Raw genomic sequence first — 18,928 nt, forward strand, 5'->3', positions numbered from 1 at the left:
AAAAGGTTTGAGGACAAAGGCATGCAGCAACTGAATCCATCCGAGATCAGTGACATCATTAAAAAGAGAATCGAAAAGCTCGATATCTCTTCTGAAGCAAAAAACGAAGGCACTATCCTGTCTGTTGCAGATGGTATTGTGCTGATTCACGGCCTTGCCGACGTAATGTCCGGCGAAATGATCGAATTTGCTAACGGCACATACGGCATGGCGCTGAACCTTGAGCGCGACTCTGTCGGTGCCGTAGTACTGGGCGACTATGAAGGTCTGGCTGAAGGCCAGAAAGTTCGTTGTACCGGCCGTATTCTTGAAGTGCCTGTTGGTCCGGAATTGCTTGGTCGCGTTGTTGACGGTCTGGGTAACCCGATCGACGGCAAAGGCGAGCTGGGTACTACCCTGACCGATCCCGTTGAGAAGGTAGCACCGGGTGTTATCGAGCGTCAGTCTGTTGATCAGCCGATCCAGACTGGTATGAAAGCGATCGATACCATGGTTCCGGTTGGCCGCGGCCAGCGTGAGCTGATCATTGGTGACCGTCAGATTGGTAAGACAGCTGTCGCCATCGACGCGATCATCAACCAGAAGAACTCCGGCATCAAGTGTATCTATGTTGCCATTGGCCAGAAGCAGTCTTCGATTGCTGCCGTTGTGCGCAAGCTTGAAGAGCATGGTGCGATGGATCACACCATTGTGATTGCCGCTGGCGCCGCAGACCCGGCCGCGATGCAGTTCCTGGCACCGTACTCCGGTACCACCATGGGTGAATACTTCCGTGACCGCGGTGAAGATGCCCTGATTGTATACGATGACCTGTCAAAGCAGGCTGTTGCTTACCGTCAGATCTCTCTTCTGCTGCGTCGTCCACCAGGTCGTGAAGCTTATCCTGGTGACGTTTTCTATCTGCACTCCCGTCTTCTGGAGCGTGCATCCCGCGTAAACGCGGACTACGTTGAAAAGTTCACCAACGGTGAAGTGAAAGGCAAGACCGGTTCTTTGACCGCACTGCCAATCATCGAAACCCAGGCTGGTGACGTTTCGGCTTTCGTACCGACCAACGTAATCTCCATTACCGACGGTCAGATCTTCCTTGAGACCAACCTGTTCAACTCCGGCATCCGTCCGGCGATGAACGCTGGTATTTCGGTATCTCGGGTAGGTGGTGCAGCTCAGACCAAGATCATGAAGAAACTGGGCGGTAACATCCGTCTGGCGCTGGCTCAGTATCGCGAGCTGGCAGCGTTTGCGCAGTTTGCTTCGGATCTGGATGACGCGACACGTAAGCAGCTCGAGCACGGTCAGCGTGTTACTGAACTGATGAAGCAGAACCAGTACAGCCCAATGACTGTGGCTGAAATGGGTAGTGTTCTGTTCGCAGCTAACGAAGGCTTCCTTGATGACGTAGACGTCGCCAAAGTTGTTCAGTTTGAAGCCCAGTTGTTGGATTGGTTGCGTTCAGAGCAAAAAGAACTGCTTGAGAAGATCGGTGCCGAAGGCAACTACAACGATGACGTTGCCGCAGGTCTTAAAGCTGCGCTGGAGAAATTCAAGACCACTCAAACCTGGTAACACCGCTGGCCCGCTGCGGCGGGCTTGCAGGTCCAAATGAGTGTCTAACTTGAAAGGGCAGTGATCTATGGCCATCGGAAAAGAAATACGTAACCAGATCGGCAGCATCAAGAGCACGCAAAAAATCACCAGCGCCATGGAAATGGTTGCGGCGAGTAAAATGCGTAAAGCTCAGGAACGCATGCGGGCTACGCGGCCTTATGCGGAGAAAATGCGCCAGGTAATTGGACACATTGCCAAGTCCAATAAGGATTACCGTCATCCGTTCATGATTGAGCGTGAGGTGAAACGTGTAGGCTACATCGTTATCTCCTCCGACCGCGGATTGTGCGGTGGTTTGAACTCCAATGCGTTCAAATTGCTCGTGCGCGAAATGCGTGAATGGAAAGACAAAAATGTTGCGATTGACCTCTGTGCTATCGGGCAGAAAGGCGCTTCATTTTTCCGCAGCTACGGTGGCAACGTGGTCGCGGCACTGACACACATCGGTGACGATCCCAGCGCGGAAGTTCTGATCGGTAACGTCAAGGTGATGCTCGATGCTTTCAGTGAGGGCAAGATTGACCGCCTGTATCTGGTGAGCAACGAATTCGTCAACACCATGACGCAACTGCCGAAATCAGAGCAGCTACTGCCGCTGCCGGAAGGCATCGAAGAAGATATCGGTACCCAGTGGGATTACATTTACGAGCCGGATGCACGTCCGATTCTCGACGGGCTACTGCCACGCTATATTGAGTCCCAAGTGTATCAGGGCGTGGTAGAGAACCTGGCTTGCGAACAGGCCTCCCGAATGATTGCCATGAAGAGTGCTACCGATAACGCCGGTGACATTATCAAAGACCTGCAGTTGGTATACAACAAAGCTCGTCAGGCAGCCATTACGCAAGAGATTTCGGAAATTGTGAGCGGCGCGGCATCGGTCTGATTCGCCACAATCCTACTGGTATTATTGACTATGAAGATAACGAGGAACCGAGCATGAGTAGCGGACACATCGTTCAGATCATTGGCGCGGTTATCGACGTGGAATTCCCACGTGACGCCGTTCCAGGCATTTACGACGCACTGCTGCTTGAAGGTGGCGAAACTACACTGGAAGTTCAGCAGCAGCTGGGCGACGGCGTTGTTCGCACCATCGCGATGGGCAGCACTGAAGGCCTGAAGCGTGGCCTGAAAGCAGAAAACACACACAAGCCGATTTCGGTACCTGTGGGCACCCAGACTCTGGGTCGCATCATGGACGTTTTGGGTCGTCCTATCGACGAAGCCGGCCCTATCGGTGAAGAAGAGCGTTGGGCTATCCACCGCAAAGCACCCAGCTATGCAGATCAGTCAGCTTCTGCCGACCTGCTGGAAACAGGCATCAAGGTTATCGACTTGATCTGCCCGTTCGCCAAGGGTGGTAAAGTTGGCCTGTTCGGCGGCGCCGGTGTGGGCAAGACTGTTAACATGATGGAACTGATCAACAACATCGCGAAAGAGCACTCCGGACTCTCCGTATTCGCAGGTGTTGGTGAGCGGACTCGTGAAGGTAACGACTTCTACTACGAAATGAAGGACTCTAACGTTCTTGATAAAGTAGCGATGGTCTACGGCCAGATGAACGAGCCCCCAGGAAACCGTTTGCGTGTTGCCCTGACCGGTCTCACCATGGCTGAGAAGTTCCGTGACGAAGGTCGTGACGTACTGTTGTTTATCGACAACATCTACCGTTACACCCTGGCCGGTACCGAAGTATCTGCACTGCTGGGTCGTATGCCCTCAGCGGTAGGTTATCAGCCGACTCTGGCCCAGGAAATGGGTGAGTTGCAGGAGCGTATTACCTCCACCAAGACTGGTTCTATCACGTCCATTCAGGCGGTATACGTACCGGCGGATGACTTGACTGACCCGTCACCAGCTACCACTTTCTCGCACCTTGATGCGACTGTGGTACTGAGCCGTGACATCGCTTCCAAGGGTATCTACCCTGCGATCGATCCGCTGGACTCCACCTCCCGTCAGCTGGATCCGCTGATCATTGGTGAGCAGCATTACACGGTTGCCCGTGGTGTGCAGAACGTACTGCAGCGCTACAAGGAACTGAAAGACATCATCGCCATTCTGGGCATGGACGAACTGTCTGAAGAAGACAAGCAGATCGTTTCCCGTGCTCGTAAGATTGAGCGTTTCCTGTCTCAGCCGTTCCACGTTGCTGAAGTATTTACCGGTTCACCTGGCAAGTACGTGTCTCTGAAAGAGACCATCAGCAGCTTTGAAGGCATCCTTGCCGGTGACTATGATGATATGCCTGAGCAGGCGTTCTACATGGTTGGCGGCATGGACGAAGCCATCGAAAAAGCGAAGGCCATGAAAGCGAAAGAAGCTAAGTAATCCTCTTTCAATTTCTGACCCAAGAGGCTTAGAGATATGGCTATGACTGTACATTGTGACGTCGTAAGCGCTGAGAAGAAGATTTACTCCGGTCTGGTAGAGATGCTTATCGCTACCGGCACCGAGGGTGAGTTGGGCATTCAGTTTGGCCATGCTCCGTTGCTGTCCGCGCTTAAGCCGGGGGCAGTCCGGATCATCAAACAAGGTGGCGAAGAGGAAATCCTCTACGTTTCCGGGGGATACCTGGAAGTGCAGCCAAATCTTGTAACATTGATGGCCGATACAGCGGTGCGGGCGAAAGACGTTGATGAGGCTGCCGCAGTGCAGGCTCAAAAAGACGCCGAAGCAGCATTGGCGAACAAGACGGGTGAGTTTGAGTACTATCGTGCGGCTGCAGAGTTGGCCGAAGCGGCTGCTCAGCTACGCACCCTGCAAAAGCTGCGCAAAAACGTTCGATAGAACAGATTGCGAGAGCTTGCATCGAAGAAGCCGCATCCTTCCATTCCGAGGTGCGGCTTTTTTGTTGTGTGAACTACCATTGATATAGAACCCCGACCACGTAAGGGAGTTGTTGCCCCATGTCACCGTTGCACGTTGTTATCCTGGCTGCCGGCCAGGGATCAAGGATGAAATCATCGCTGCCGAAGGTACTGCATAAAGTGGCAGGGCGGTCGATGCTCCATCACGTGATCGAGACTGCCCAGACATTGGGCGCCGAAAAAGTACATGGCGTGATTGGCCACGGGGCTGATCAGGTACGAGAGGCTTCAAAGGCTTACAGCGTAAGCTGGGTGATGCAGGAACAGCAGCTGGGAACAGGCCACGCTGTCGCTCAAACACTGCCTGAGCTGCCTGACGATGCCAGGGTTCTGGTGCTTTATGGTGATGTGCCTCTGACCACAGCACAAACCCTGCAGGGTTTGGTGCAGGGTCTGGACGAAACCACCCTTGGGTTGTTAACGGTGACTCTGGACAACCCCCAGGGCTATGGCCGTATTTTGCGCGACCAAGCGGGGCAGGTTACCGCCATCGTTGAACAAAAAGACGCCAGCCCGGAACAGCTGGCTGTTAATGAAGTCAACACAGGCATTCTTGCCGTAAGTGCGCGCCACTTGAAAGCCTGGCTTCCCCAGCTATCAAGCAGCAACGCCCAGGGCGAATATTATCTCACTGATATTATCGCCATGGCGGTTCAGGCTGGCATGACGGTAAACGTGGCTCAGCCGGGCAACCCGTTTGAAGTACAGGGCGTGAACAATCGCCTGCAACTGGCCGAGCTTGAGCGCTGGTATCAAAGCCGGGAAGCAGAGCGCCTGATGACTGAAGGCGCCACCCTGGCTGACCCATCGCGAGTGGATGTGCGCGGTGAACTCACCATCGGCAACGACATTCTGATCGATGTGAACGTGGTCTTTAATGGCAAGGTGACACTGGGCAGCCATGTATCCATCGGTCCCGGTTGTGTCATCACCGATAGCAACATCGCCGATGGCGTCCATATACATGCCAACAGCGTCATTGAGCAAAGCAATGTGGGCCCCAATGCCAACGTTGGGCCCTTTGCTCGCCTGCGGCCAGGCACGCAACTGGCAGCTAACAGCAAGGTAGGGAATTTTGTTGAAACAAAAAACACCATCGTTGGCGAGGGCAGCAAAATTAACCACCTGAGTTACGTGGGTGATGCTACGCTGGGCGCTAACGTAAACGTAGGTGCAGGCACTATTACCTGCAACTATGATGGCGTGAACAAGTACAAAACCGTGTTGGGCGACGGTGTGTTTGTAGGCTCCAACAGCGCGCTTGTGGCGCCGGTTACGATTGCTGCAGGTGCCACAGTTGGTGCTGGCTCTACGATTACCAAGGATGTGCCTGAGCAGCAACTGGCCGTAGCCCGGGGTCGCCAGCGCAACATCTCCGGCTGGCAAAAACCGGAAAAACACTGACCGTAATTTTCTCCCGGTAATTACCACGATTTTTTATCACGAACAGGACAGACAGCATGTGTGGCATTGTAGGTGCAGTTTCGGAACGGGACGTTCAGGGCATTCTTCTTGAGGGCCTGCGCCGCTTGGAATACCGGGGATATGATTCTGCCGGTATGGCCGTTCTGGATGGCAAGAGTGCCGTTCAGCGCGCTCGGGAAGTGGGCAAGGTAGCCTCGCTTGCGGCTGCCATTGAAGCCAACCCACTCACAGGTTATCTGGGTATTGCTCACACCCGTTGGGCAACCCACGGAGAGCCATCACAGCTTAATGCTCACCCACACATGTCTGGCGACCGCCTCGCAATCGTGCACAACGGTATCATCGAGAACTACCAGGAACTGCGCGAGGAACTGAAGGCCGACGGCTTCAAGTTTACGTCTGAGACGGACACAGAAGTTGTTGTGCACTTGATAGAAAAGAACTACCGCGAACTGGGCAAACTGTACGAGGCGGTGAAGATCTCTGTAACCCGCCTGCGCGGTGCCTATGCGCTGGCAGTGGTGCATGCCGATGAGCCTGACCACATGGTGGTTTGCCGTGAAGGTAGCCCGCTGGTTGTCGGCGTGGGGATCGGTGAAAACTTCATTGCGTCTGACCAGCTTGCGCTGCTCCCCGTAACCGACCGCTTCATTTTTCTGGAAGAAGGCGACCTTGCGGATATCCGTCGCGACCGTATTGAGATTCACGACCGCAGCGGTGCACTTGTTGAGCGCGCCACCAACCGTTTTGAGCACAGTGCAGACTCCGCCGACAAAGGTGAGTATCGCCACTACATGCTCAAGGAGATTCATGAGCAGCCAAGAGTCATCAAGGCCACCATGGAAGGACGAGTCACCGCCACCAAGGTACTGGAACAGGCTCTGGGGACCGAAGCTGGCAACCTGCTGCAGGACGTTCGCCATGTACAGATCATTGCCTGTGGTACCAGCTACCACGCTGGCATGGTGGCTCGCTACTGGATTGAAGATCTGGCAGGTGTGCCTTGCTCCGTGGAAGTAGCCTCCGAGTTTCGCTATCGCAACCACGTAATCCAGAAAGACACCCTGTTTTTGTGTATCTCACAGTCTGGTGAAACCGCCGATACGCTGGCCGCACTGCGCCAGGCAAAAAAAGCCGGTTTCCGCGCCGCCCTGGCGATCTGCAACGTACCGGGCAGCACCCTGGTGCGCGAATCAGACCTGGTTATCATGACCCAGGCCGGCCCCGAAATTGGCGTTGCCTCCACCAAAGCTTTTACCACCCAGCTAACGGCCCTGCTGTTATTTACTTTGGCACTGGCGCGTAAAAATGGTCTGAGTGAAGAGCGGGAAGCCGAGATCGTCAAAGCGCTACATTTGGTGCCGGGCCAGGTGAACGACGTGCTGGCGCTGGATGGTGAAATCGCTGAAATGTCCATGCGCTTCATGGACAAAAACCATGCCCTGTTCCTGGGCCGTGGTTCTCAGTACCCGGTGGCGATGGAAGGCGCGCTGAAGCTGAAAGAGATTTCGTATATTCATGCAGAAGCCTATCCCGCAGGCGAGCTAAAGCATGGTCCTCTGGCACTGGTGGACAGCGAAATGCCCGTAGTCACGGTTGCCCCCAACAATCACATGGCCGAGAAGCTGAAATCGAACCTGGAAGAAGTGCGTGCCAGAGGCGGCGAGCTATTCGTGTTTGCGGATCGTGCGGCGAACATAAAGCCGGAAGATAATATCCACGTGATTCAGCTTCCGGAAGTACACGAAATCACCGCACCGATTGTGTATACCGTGCCGTTACAGTTGCTGTCGTATCACGTTGCCGTGCTTAAAGGCACAGATGTGGACCAGCCCAGAAACCTCGCAAAAAGCGTGACGGTAGAGTAAACCCATAGCACACTGCCCTCTTCGACAAATAAAGCTTGGTCTCCGGTGAGCTTTCAGAGAAGGCAGTGTATAAAACATCTGTTTTTATTCCTTTGTGTAAACTTATGTAATATTATGCGGAAAGAGTTAACAGGATTTAACTTTTCTACATTACAAGGAATGTTAACAGGCTATGTTTTCAAATCTGCTTGCCAGGACTGTGCTTTCTGCCAGCCTTCTAGTACCTGCATTATCCACCCATGCTGCCGTTATAAATCTCACAGATTGGGCTTTCAATATTGACGGCGTAGTCTCTGAGGCTTACTTGGGTGATGCGATGCCGGGAGATGGCTTCCTGGACCCTTCGACCGGTATGGGTTCTTTGTCCTTTGAGCTGTCTGGCGCGGGAAATCACTCATGGATCGGGTTCCTGGATCTGGATTTTGATGCCCACCTGAATACCTACCTTAACGAATATGGCTTAGCTCACGGGGCCGTTGCTAGTGGTCAGAGCTGGCAGATTGACGAGCCGGGTTATGCGTTTGGCACTATCTATGACAACGTGATTGCGGGCGCTCTGGACAACACTAACCACCTGCCATCTGACCGCCCGGATGATGTGTCTCTTGCTCTAGGCTGGAACTTTGACCTCGCACAAGGTGAAACGGCACTCATCACACTGACGCTGAGCGACATGCTGGCAACCTCCGGCTTTTATCTTGAACATGTAGATCCCCAGACTGGCCCGGGCTTCGACGACACCGCATCGGTGTACTTCTGGAGTTCCCTGGAGATCTTCAGGGCAGACGTACCTGTTACAGTTCCTGAGCCTGGTTCCCTGGTATTGATGGCGCTGGGCCTGATAGCCGTATCGACACGACGCTTGCGTTACACACCTGCCTGAGATGACACCAAGAAGATAATGCAATCCGCCGGGTGACGCCTTTGCGCCTGGCTGGCATTCGCCTGATGACAAGGACGTTAATAATGCTCACCCTGACTTCTTTCCGATCGTTTGTTGTATTTGCAATGTTGCTGGCAGCTCCTATGGGCTTGCTACGGGCCGCATTGCTATCACCTGATGCCATAAACGTCTCTATCGCGCAGGGACAAAGTGTTACGGTGCAGCGCTCTATCACACTAAGTGAATCCGGGCCTGCCGCTAACCGTGTGGATGTGGTTTTCCTGGCCGACAACACGGGCAGTATGGGGGGGGCCGTTAAAGCCGTTAAGGATAACGCACGGGCAATTCTGGATGCGATTGCAGGAGAGGACCAACGATTTGAAGGGGTAGACGTTGCCTTTGGGGTTGGGCGTTATCTGGGTGATCCTCGAGAGTTCGGGTCTGCTGCTAATGCGGCCGACCGTGCCTATCAGCTTCTCCAGCCGGTTACTGAAAACAAAGACGATGTTCAGGCAGCTATTAATCAGTGGTACGCCCAGGGTGGCGGAGACGCTGCAGAAGCGAATTTCTTTGCACTCCACCAGGTGGCAACATCAGGCGCCGCCACTGATGGTGAGGGCTCTACCGACCGAGGTTATTCAACAGGCGCTGACACCGGATGGCGTGATGGTGCAGCGAAGATCATAGTGTGGTTTGGGGATGTCCATTCCCACACATCTAGCGTCAGCGTGCAGGAGGTCATATCCGCTCTTGAGGTGAACGGAGTGTCTGTCGCCGCGGTGAACACCCGTGGCTCGGGGCAGGGAATCGATTCGAGCAACCAGGCAACTGATATTGTCACCGCAACGGGTGGTGTGCTGGTCAATGGCGTTCAGAGCCATGCGGCCATGGTTGATGCCATTCTCAGTTCAGTCGGCACCGTGACCTCTCGCGTTAATCTTGAGCTGCAGGCTCGTGGTGATACATCCGGCATTGCGGTTTCTTACGAATGCGCTTCAGCTGAAGGTTGTGAGGATGTTCCGTCAGGGGAATCCCGTCTGTTCAATATGACGGTGACCGGGCATGTGCTGGGTGCCTACGATTTTGAAACTTACGCACCGAGGCTTTCAGGTGTGTCGGGCAGTGATCGCGTCACCGTCCGGGAGTGCGTCAGCGATGTTCGCACTCGGGCGAAGACCGGTCGTGTTCAGGTCATGTGGTCGGATACTGGCGCCCATCATTACTCTGTCCAGCGTTCGGATGCTGCCGATGGTCCTTTCGAAGAACTGGTGACGACCACCAGCCGCTATTCAACCTATCTTGATACCGGTGTGCAGAACAACAACACCTACTACTACCGCATTGCCGAAATGGATGCTGCTGGCGCCGCTGTCTGTGAGTCTGGCGTGGTATCGGCAGTTCCTCGGCACATGCGTGATCGTCCCGAGCCAGTGAACCATGCTCCTGTCATTTCCAGTACCCCGTCTGAAAGTGCTACACAGGGCGTAGGCTATATTTATCAGATCCTGGCCTCGGATCCGGATGGAGATGCACTGAGTTATCACCTCGATTCTGCGCCTGTGGGTGTGCAGATTGATAGCAATACAGGTCTCGTGGAATGGACGCCTGGTCGCGATGATGTGGGCAATCAACAAATCGTCATCGGCGTAGAAGACCCACTGGGCCTGAGGGCCACGCAGCTGTGGACTGTCCAGGTAACAAAAGTCAATGAAGCTCCCAGGATCACCTCTTCGCCCGTGGGTTTTGCCCGTGTTGGCCAAGCGTATGAGTACGCCGTAAAAGCAGCTGATCCGGATCCGACCGATACGCTGATTTATGTTCTTGGTACCGCCCCTGCAGGAATGCTCATTGATTCGGCGACGGGCGTTATAAGCTGGACACCGGCAGACAGTCAGGCCGGCCAGAATCCTGTGTCTGTAACTGTGGAAGATCCTTCAGGACTATCAGACGAACAGTCGTTCAGCATTGAAGTTACTGCCGTTAATCGTGCTCCAACAATCATCTCGACACCGATCGCTAATGCAGCCACCGGGGTTGAATACAACTACCTGATTGAAGCTCATGATCCTGATGCCGGTGATTCGCTCAGCTATGCGCTGATTAGTGGTCCGTCGGGCATGTCAGTTGATGCGAATAGCGGCCAGTTAAGCTGGACACCGACATCGGGTCAAATTGGCGTAAGCGCAGTTGAAGTCAAGGTGGAAGACGCCGCTGGCCAGTCAGATACGCAGACCTTCCAGGTTGAGGTTGTTGTTAGCGGGAACCCGCCCATTATCGATTCAGTGCCCGTGACGACTGCATTTGCGGGAGAGCTCTATCAATACTCCGTAATCGCTTCCGATCCGGACGGTGATGCGCTTGTTTATCGTTTGAGTGAAGCACCAGCTGGCATGTCGGTTTCAGAAAGCGGCACGGTAAGCTGGGCTCCATCAACGGCTCAGGTTGGCTCCCACCCGGTTACTGTTGTTGTAGAAGACGACAGAGGTGCGTGGGTTTCGCAGGCATTTGATCTGGTTGTGACGGAAAAGAACACGGCTCCTGTGATTACGTCTGCTCCTGCACCAGGTGTGGAGCTTGGTAGCACCTATGCCTATCAGGTGATTGCCAGCGATGATGATGGCGATGCTCTGACCTACAGCCTGCCTCAGGCGCCTGCTGGTATGGTCATAGTGGCAGATTCTGGTGTCGTTTCATGGGTGCCTTCCCCCTCTCAGCTTGGCAATCATTCGGTCAGGGTGCTTGTTAGCGACGGCAAGGGTGGCAGTGCCAGCCAGAGCTTTACGGTTGTTGTCACAGAGCGGCCCAATGTTGCGCCTGTCATCACCAGTGCAGCACCGACATCGGTCGTGGTTGGCGAAACTTACAGCTATCAGTTGATGGCCACGGATGCTGATGGTGATGCCGTCACGTTTGGGACTGTCAGCATGCCGGCCGGGATGACAGTAGATACGTCCGGTTTGGTAGCTTGGTCGCCCGCGTCTGCGCAGGTTGGAATTCAGAACGTAAGATTTTTTGCCGACGACGGGAAGGAGCGCTCCTACCAGAATGTCGCTATTGAAGTTGTTGAAGCCATACAGCCGTTGCAGGTTGAGCTGACCGCCTCCCCTCAAACGGTAGATGAAGGCGATATCGTATCCATTCTGACGATAGTCACCGGCGGTAAAGGTGAGCGCACAATAAACTTGAATGTTGACGGTACCCCTCAGCCTGTCAATGGCAGCGGAGAAGCAATGTGGACCGCCGTCGGCACGGGCGTAAAGATTATTACCGCCACGGTGAGTGACACTGAAACCTCAGTAACAACCACCGCAACAGTGACTGTGCGCGATCCCGGCGATACGGCCAGTCCTGTGGTAACACTGGAGGGGCCAACTGACGGCACCGTTGTCACTGCACCCACGGAAATCATTGCCACCATCACTGACGACAACCTTGCCGGTTATGAAGTGCTTGTTGCGCCATCCGGTACCGACCAGTGGCAGGTGATTGCCAAGGGCGATGCCAACCAGAATTCGGCTGCCGTTGCGACTTTTGATCCCACGATGCTGACCAATGGCCAGTACGACCTGGCCATCATTGCGATCGATGTTAATAACCTCTCAGCTTCTGACATGATGTCTCTGCAGGTTGAGGGCGATCTCAAGGTTGGTAACTTCAGCATAACCTTGCAGGATCTGGAGGTTCCGCTGGCAGGCATCCCCATTCAGGTGACCCGGACTTATGATAGTCGCAGACGCCATGAAGCACTGGATTTCGGCCACGGCTGGAGCGTGGGCTATCAGGACATAAAAGTAGAAGAATCCAGGGTCCCAGGTCGCTACTGGACACTGAACGAGTACCGAAGTGGCCCCATGGGAATGCTAACCGATTTCTGTATCGAGCCCCTGGGTGCGCCAGTGATTACCATCACGCTGCCTGGCGGTGATGTGGAGAAATTCGAGACCTCAGCGACGCCTTCCTGCAATACCTTAACCGTTATTCGGGATGTGACTCTCAAGTTCACGCCGGTTGGTGACACCCGGTCGACCCTTCGGGCTTTGAACGACAACAATGCCTACTTCATGGGCGACAGCCTGGTGGAAAATGGCTACTACTCGAATCCTGTGGATCCGAGCCGGTATGAACTGACCACAGAGACCGGCTACAAGTATACCCTCGACCAGACGTTCGGCATCGAGAAGGTGACGGACCCCAACGGCAATACGCTGACCTACACCCAAAATGGAATCTTCCATTCAAGCGGAAAGTCCGTCGTTTTCGAACGGGATAGTGAGGGTCGTATCACCGCCATTGTGAAGCCAGGTGGAGAGCGGCTGGTCTATAGCTATGACGGCGAAAACAACCTCGTCGCCAGTGCCGATGCCATGGGTAACGCGACCCAATACACCTACAATCGCAGCCATGGCCTGCTGGACATTATTGACCCCATGGGCCGGCGCATGGTTCGCAACATTTTTGATGAAAGCGGCCGCCTGATTGCCCAGGAAGACAACGAAGGCAATCGCACTGAGTTCAACCATGATGTAGAAGGCCGGCAGTCCAGCGTCACCGACCGCAATGGCTACACCACCTTCTACTACTACGACGAGCACGGTAACGTTACTACCCAGGTGGATGCCGCCGGGAACACCTGGAACTACGCATACGATGCTCAAGGTAACCAGATCAGCCAGGTGGATCCCATGGGTAACACCACCCATGCGAATTTTGATGCGCGCAATAATCAGCTTAGCGCCACGGATGAACTGGGGAATACGGTCGCGTTTACGTATAACAGCCGAGGCCAGGAACTGACCATTCAGGATGCTCGTGGGAACCTGTTCCGGAATACCTACGACACCGTAGGCAACCTGCTGAGTGTTACCGATCCTGAAGGCAATATTGCCGGCAATAATATTAATGCCAAGGGGCTCGTGACCCGCAGTACTGATCTGAACGGCAACGCCACCAATTACACCTACGACAGTGATGGCAACAAGCTGACGGAAACAGATCCGCTGGGTAACACCACGCGTTATACCTACGACGCTAACGGCAACGTGCTGACCGAAACACGCTCTCGGACTGTCGGTGGCGCTACCGTTGATGATGTAACTTCTTACGTATACAACGCCAATGGTCAGGTAACTGAGACGGTTTATCCTGATGGTAGTACGACCGCTACCGAGTACGACCTGGCCGGAAATGAAACGGCGACGGTTGATGGCCGTGGAAACCGGACCGAATACCGGTACGACGCCTATGGCCGATTGGTCGAGACGTTACACCCTGACGGCTCCATTGAAACCAAAGCCTATGACGGGGAAGGAAACCTGGTGTCGCAAACCGACGCCTTGGGCCGGACCACCACCTATGCTTACGATGCTCTGAACCGGGTTATCCGCACGGACTATCCGGATGGTAGCCATACCAGTACCGACTATGACGCCGTCGGACGGGTAATCCGGGAAACTGACGGCCTGGGCAAGGTTACTCAGTACGAGTACGACGCAGCCGGGCGCAGGACCGCGGTAATCAATGCTCTCGGTAACCGACACAGCTTCAGCTACGATGCCGATGGCAACCTGGCGAGCGAAACGGATGCCCGTGGCCACACCACAACGTATACCTATAACACTCTGGATCAACGTATAAGCACGCGCTTCCATGATGGCACGGAGTTGCTTTCCAACTACGACGCTATGGGCCGGCTGCTATCGGAGACAGACCAGAGGGGCCGCAAAACGGAATATCAGTATGATGCGCTTGGCCGCCTTACCAAGGTAACCGATGCCACGGGTGGAGAAACCGCGTACACCTACGATGCGGCCGGTAATAAGCTCACCCAGACGGATGCTGAAGGCCGGACAACCCGCTGGACCTACGACAGTGAGGGGCGCGAACTGAGCCGGACGCTGCCAATGGCTCAAACGGAAACCTCTGTCTATGACATCGGAGGCAACCGCGTAAGTCATACTGACTTTAAAGGTGACACCACCAGCTATTCCTTCGATTCACGCAGTCGCCTGGTCAGAATCCGCTATGCCAGTGGAGATGAGGAAAGTTACACCTACGATGCAGTAGGCAACCGGCTGACGGCTACTTCAACGGAAGGCACCACCCAGTACATTTACGACAACATGGGACGCCTGACGGAAGAAACCCAGCCTGGTGGTTCGGTAATACAGTACCAGTACGACAACGCCGGTAACCGGACGAGAGTGACAGTTCTGGCAGGTGGTGATTCGGCCACAACCAACTACACCTACGATGTTCTTAATCGGCTGCAAACAGTAACCGACAGTGAGGGCACGACTACCTATACCTACGACGCTGCGGGTAACCGCAAGTCGGTCACTTATCCAAATGGGAATGAAACCGCCTACGACTATGACGCACTCAATCGCCTGACGAAGCTGACCACCACCAACGCCCTGAATCAGGTATTGGCAGACTACCGCTATACGCTGGATGCAACCGGGCGGCGGACCAGCGTTGAGGAACGCCACAATGGGCGGATGGCTCTGTACAGTTATGACCAACTGTACCGGCTGACCAGGGAACTGGTGACAGACCCAATCAATGGCAATTACAGTGCCGAATACCAGCATGACAAGGTTGGAAACCGGACCTACAGCATCATTGATGGTGTGCACACCAGCTACACCTACGATGACAACGATCGCCTGACGGCCCAGGGTGCTGTCCAGTTCACCTACGATGCCAATGGCAACACCCTGACCGAAACGGATGCAGGTGTGGTGACCAGGTACCGCTACGACGGCGCCAACCGCCTGACCGAAGCACAGACGCCGGGCGCGACAGTCACTTTCGGCTACAACGCCGATGGCATCCGTACCCGCAAATCGAACGGCGGCCAAACCACTCGATATGTCGTGGACAGCAACCGCGATTACGCACAGGTACTGGCAGAAGTCGCCAATGGAAGCTCGGAGGTCAGCTACACATACGGCGACGACCTCATCTCCCAGACTCGTGGAGGTATCACCTCGTACTATCTGTACGACGGCCACGGCTCTACCCGCGCACTGGCAGACGAAACCGGCTCTTTAACAGACGGCTACCATTACGATGCGTTCGGGGTGTTGGCGAACAGCCAGGGCTCGACCGAGAACAGCTACCTCTATACTGGTGAGCAGTACGATGCCTCGCTAGGCCAGTACTATCTGCGGGCGAGGTACTACGGTCAAGACCAGGGGCGGTTTACGCAGATGGATACGTGGATGGGGGATAATTATGATCCGATTACATTGCACAAGTATCTTTATGCTAATGGTGATCCGGTTGGTTATACCGATCCAACGGGTAAATTTGGCCTTGGTTCTTTTAGTGTTGCATCGACGATCAGTGGAATATTAACCACAATGAGTATTGTTGACACGGGCTACAGCCTTTTTCAATTGGCGAGCGGTGAAAAAGATATTTCGGCTAAAGATGTGGGGCTTAGTATTCTGTTGAGCCGAATACCTGGTAGTAGTCTAGCCAAAAAAATTGCAGCCAAGTTCAAAGCAAAGACCGGACGAAATCTGAAGATTCCATGTGTCAGTAATAGCTTTGTTGCTGGAACAATGGTCCATACTGCCAGAGGTTTAGTGCGGATAGAAGAAGTGGTAATTGGGGACTACGTACTATCTTATAATGAGGGAACCCAGGAGAATGAGTATCAGGAGGTTGTGCACTTAATAACTCATAAGAATGATTACGAATTAGTTCATATAAAAACTGACTCGGGTGAGAGTTTTATTTCTACCATTGCGCACCCGTTCTACATAAATAATGAGTGGAAAGATGCTGGAAATATAAGTGCTTCTGATGCATTGACCTCTGTCGCCGGATACGTGCCAGTAGCTAATCTTGAGCGGTGGAAAGCTGTAGAAACTGTATACAACTTTACGGTAGCTAACACTCATACTTATTATGTAGGTGAAGCTGGTGTTCTAGTGCACAACACTAATCGTGATTGTGTGGTATCAGTGAGCAATATGAACGAATTTTTTGATACTCCTTTTGGTCATATGTTAAAAGGCGTATCCTCAAGAACGGGAAAAAGTGTTAAGGGTGCACAAATATTTAGAGTTTCCAAAAAAAGTCCAAATTTGAGAAAGGGTGATCAATATTACCTAGATACCCTGCATGGGGATCATTTAGAGGTTTTTGATAAAAAAGGTGCATTTTTGAAGGTTCTTAATCTCGATGGAACGCTAAATGCTTCTAAAACCGCTTCTGGCGTGGGTCGGTCAATTAAGAAATATTTATAGGTTGTTCTATGAATAAAGATATATATTTAAAGTTGTCTGCATCACTTATGTTAGCTGTCAAAAAGTTTTTGATTGGAAATAATGAAATCTATCAGGAGATAAAGGAGGACTTTGAAACAATTGTCGCTGAGTGTGATATAAGCGCATGGTGCGCAAATATCGATGGGACCACTAAGAACGTTGGCCATATTATTGCTGATCTTGATGACGCTATTAAAGAAGGCGACAGGCCAAAGTGTGTTGAGTCAATAGCGATCCTAAGATGCGCTATTGCTGACATAAATTCAGCCTATTCGAACGCAATAGATAGCATGGAAGATCTTGTGGTTTCTATTCGCAATGAAAGTGATGATTGATAAAACTAGTAGAGAAATTGGAAATTTTATAAGCATCATTTCGTCCTATGTGTTCTGATGACGCTGGCTTGTTGAGTACGCATTTGATAAATGAAGATGCAGGCCGATATACACAAAACACGATAGAGAAAATGCATGCGCTCTGTGAAAAGCAGTGGCATACATATGAGCTTCCATCGCTGGGTATCAGGAAGTCCACAACTCATTGGGTGCAGGAGTACCTCGATACAGCATCGCCTGATCCGGAACTCGCAGCAAAGATTGTCTACTGCTTTGGCCTTAATAGGCAGTTACTGGCGCAGATAATTGAATGTTATGGCGACGACGTTGATTTGAGCGAGTACGAGGAAGACTTGGAGCACGCGGACGGGGATTTTATCGATCCATACTGGACGCTAAGAAAAGGTGAGTAGCAGTAAGCTGTTTAACAACCTACCTTTTACCCTCCGATCGGAGGTAAGAAACCATGAGCCTTGCACTTCCAAAAGATAAAGACCTTGGCTACAAAGTTCCCGCAGCACTGGCCAAAAAGCTCGAAAGGAAGTTCTCGCTAACGAGTGAAGCGTGTCTGGATAATGCTGTGTGTCTGGCCAACTACCTGTTTGCTTTGGGTGAAGTAGATCAGGCACGTGAGCTTCTCGAAAGCTTTGTTTTTGATGTGCGGTCTGTTGAAGGGCGCAGAGACCTTTGGGGTTCAGTGGGCCATGGGCTGATTTTGCTGGCTCACATTTACCGGGCAAGCGAGCCCGATAAAGCATCCCGTATTATTGCGGCGTTGGATGAGGACGATATTTATACGTCCGCCATGACCAGGTACGAGATCTTTCAGAGTGATTTTGAGAGCCATCAGAATATTATGGACTACGCTTTCACCGAGACTCCCAAGTATAAATGCGAAGTCATCGGGCAGGAGGCGTTAAACTTTCTCTACTTCCACGAAATGATCCCGGTTACCCGGGAACCCCTACCCGCTGACTTCGCAGATACCTTGCGAGGCCTTATTGATGATTGCTATCACCATCTACGAGAAGCTCTGGCTGAATCCCGGGTGAAGGGGCGTAAGCAGTCGGGAGCGAAAGCCTCGGCTCTGTCAGAGGCAAAGCAACATGCGGATGCGACGGTGTTATTCTCCGGTCAATTAAGCATCAACTATGGACAGTTTTATGTGGATGAGGTCACTCTACAAAACGAAGGCGACTACCTGTTAGTTGAGCGGGCCTTCAGCGGTCAGGCTAATGGGCTATGTGGTGGAGCCCAGAAAGGAAAGCTCTTTCTGGTGGCAGGCCCGCAGACCGGAGCCATCTTGATCGATGTGCTCCTGCATTCGTCAAAACCTCCAGTGGATGAGACGTTTGAAGACGCCGTCGAGTGCAGCATGCAGGTACCGGAAAACCAAACAGGCCTGTGTTCATGGGCTCACGAAGAAACCTATACCCTGGATCTTCCCCCTGGAAGTTATCGGGTGCGCTACAGCATTTCCGGAATGGATCGAGATTACGCCGAGGATGATGAGGATGTGGATGTGCCAATATCCGGCCAGCGATACTTGCTGCAATTCTGGCCAGCCTCCGCGGCTAAAGACCAAATTCTAAAGGTAGGTAGCGAAACAGCTGCCTATTGGCACGGTACGCTAGAAACCGATTGAGCGCCTGAACCA

The 18,928-nt window shown here is 53.1% G+C and carries 11 protein-coding genes; all 11 read left to right on the forward strand.

What is annotated here, in order from left to right; all coding sequences use genetic code 11:
- Positions 1-21: 21 nt before the first annotated feature.
- The 11 genes from atpA to FFI61_RS12815 all read left to right on the forward strand — a co-directional run bounded on the left by atpA (position 22) and on the right by FFI61_RS12815 (position 18,916).
- Complete coding sequence (gene atpA / locus FFI61_RS12765) at positions 22-1,566, forward strand: F0F1 ATP synthase subunit alpha (RefSeq protein ID WP_200201635.1); 1,545 nt, start codon at positions 22-24, stop codon at positions 1,564-1,566.
- A 67-nt stretch (positions 1,567-1,633) separates the two neighbouring features.
- A complete protein-coding gene (gene atpG / locus FFI61_RS12770) occupies positions 1,634-2,494 on the forward strand; it encodes a F0F1 ATP synthase subunit gamma (RefSeq protein ID WP_200201636.1) in 861 nt (286 codons plus the stop codon).
- A gap of 53 nt (positions 2,495-2,547) precedes the next feature.
- Positions 2,548-3,942: a F0F1 ATP synthase subunit beta gene (gene atpD, locus FFI61_RS12775; protein ID WP_200370876.1), complete on the forward strand. Its 1,395-nt coding sequence runs from the start codon at positions 2,548-2,550 to the stop codon at positions 3,940-3,942.
- Between the two features lie 36 nt (positions 3,943-3,978).
- Positions 3,979-4,401 carry a F0F1 ATP synthase subunit epsilon gene (locus tag FFI61_RS12780; protein ID WP_100687617.1) on the forward strand — a complete coding sequence of 141 codons (423 nt, stop codon included), beginning with the start codon at positions 3,979-3,981 and terminating at the stop codon, positions 4,399-4,401.
- 119 nt (positions 4,402-4,520) lie between these two features.
- Positions 4,521-5,885 (forward strand): bifunctional UDP-N-acetylglucosamine diphosphorylase/glucosamine-1-phosphate N-acetyltransferase GlmU, encoded by a 1,365-nt coding sequence (glmU, locus tag FFI61_RS12785; RefSeq protein WP_200370878.1) that lies wholly within the window; start codon positions 4,521-4,523, stop codon positions 5,883-5,885.
- Positions 5,886-5,941: 56 nt separating this feature from the next.
- A complete protein-coding gene (gene glmS / locus FFI61_RS12790; RefSeq protein ID WP_200201639.1) occupies positions 5,942-7,774 on the forward strand; it encodes a glutamine--fructose-6-phosphate transaminase (isomerizing) in 1,833 nt (610 codons plus the stop codon).
- A gap of 172 nt (positions 7,775-7,946) precedes the next feature.
- Complete coding sequence (locus FFI61_RS12795; RefSeq protein ID WP_200370881.1) at positions 7,947-8,657, forward strand: PEP-CTERM sorting domain-containing protein; 711 nt, start codon at positions 7,947-7,949, stop codon at positions 8,655-8,657.
- Positions 8,658-8,740: 83 nt separating this feature from the next.
- Positions 8,741-16,915, forward strand: a complete 8,175-nt coding sequence (locus FFI61_RS12800; RefSeq protein ID WP_200370883.1) for a putative Ig domain-containing protein — start codon at positions 8,741-8,743, stop codon at positions 16,913-16,915.
- Between the two features lie 8 nt (positions 16,916-16,923).
- Positions 16,924-17,271, forward strand: a complete 348-nt coding sequence (locus FFI61_RS12805; protein ID WP_200370885.1) for a hypothetical protein — start codon at positions 16,924-16,926, stop codon at positions 17,269-17,271.
- 83 nt (positions 17,272-17,354) lie between these two features.
- Complete coding sequence (locus tag FFI61_RS12810; protein WP_200370886.1) at positions 17,355-17,684, forward strand: hypothetical protein; 330 nt, start codon at positions 17,355-17,357, stop codon at positions 17,682-17,684.
- 53 nt (positions 17,685-17,737) lie between these two features.
- A complete protein-coding gene (locus tag FFI61_RS12815) occupies positions 17,738-18,916 on the forward strand; it encodes a hypothetical protein (RefSeq protein WP_200370887.1) in 1,179 nt (392 codons plus the stop codon).
- Positions 18,917-18,928 lie beyond the last annotated feature (12 nt).

Source organism: Marinobacter sp. DY40_1A1, assembly GCF_016597815.1.
Taxonomy (GTDB): domain Bacteria; phylum Pseudomonadota; class Gammaproteobacteria; order Pseudomonadales; family Oleiphilaceae; genus Marinobacter; species Marinobacter xiaoshiensis.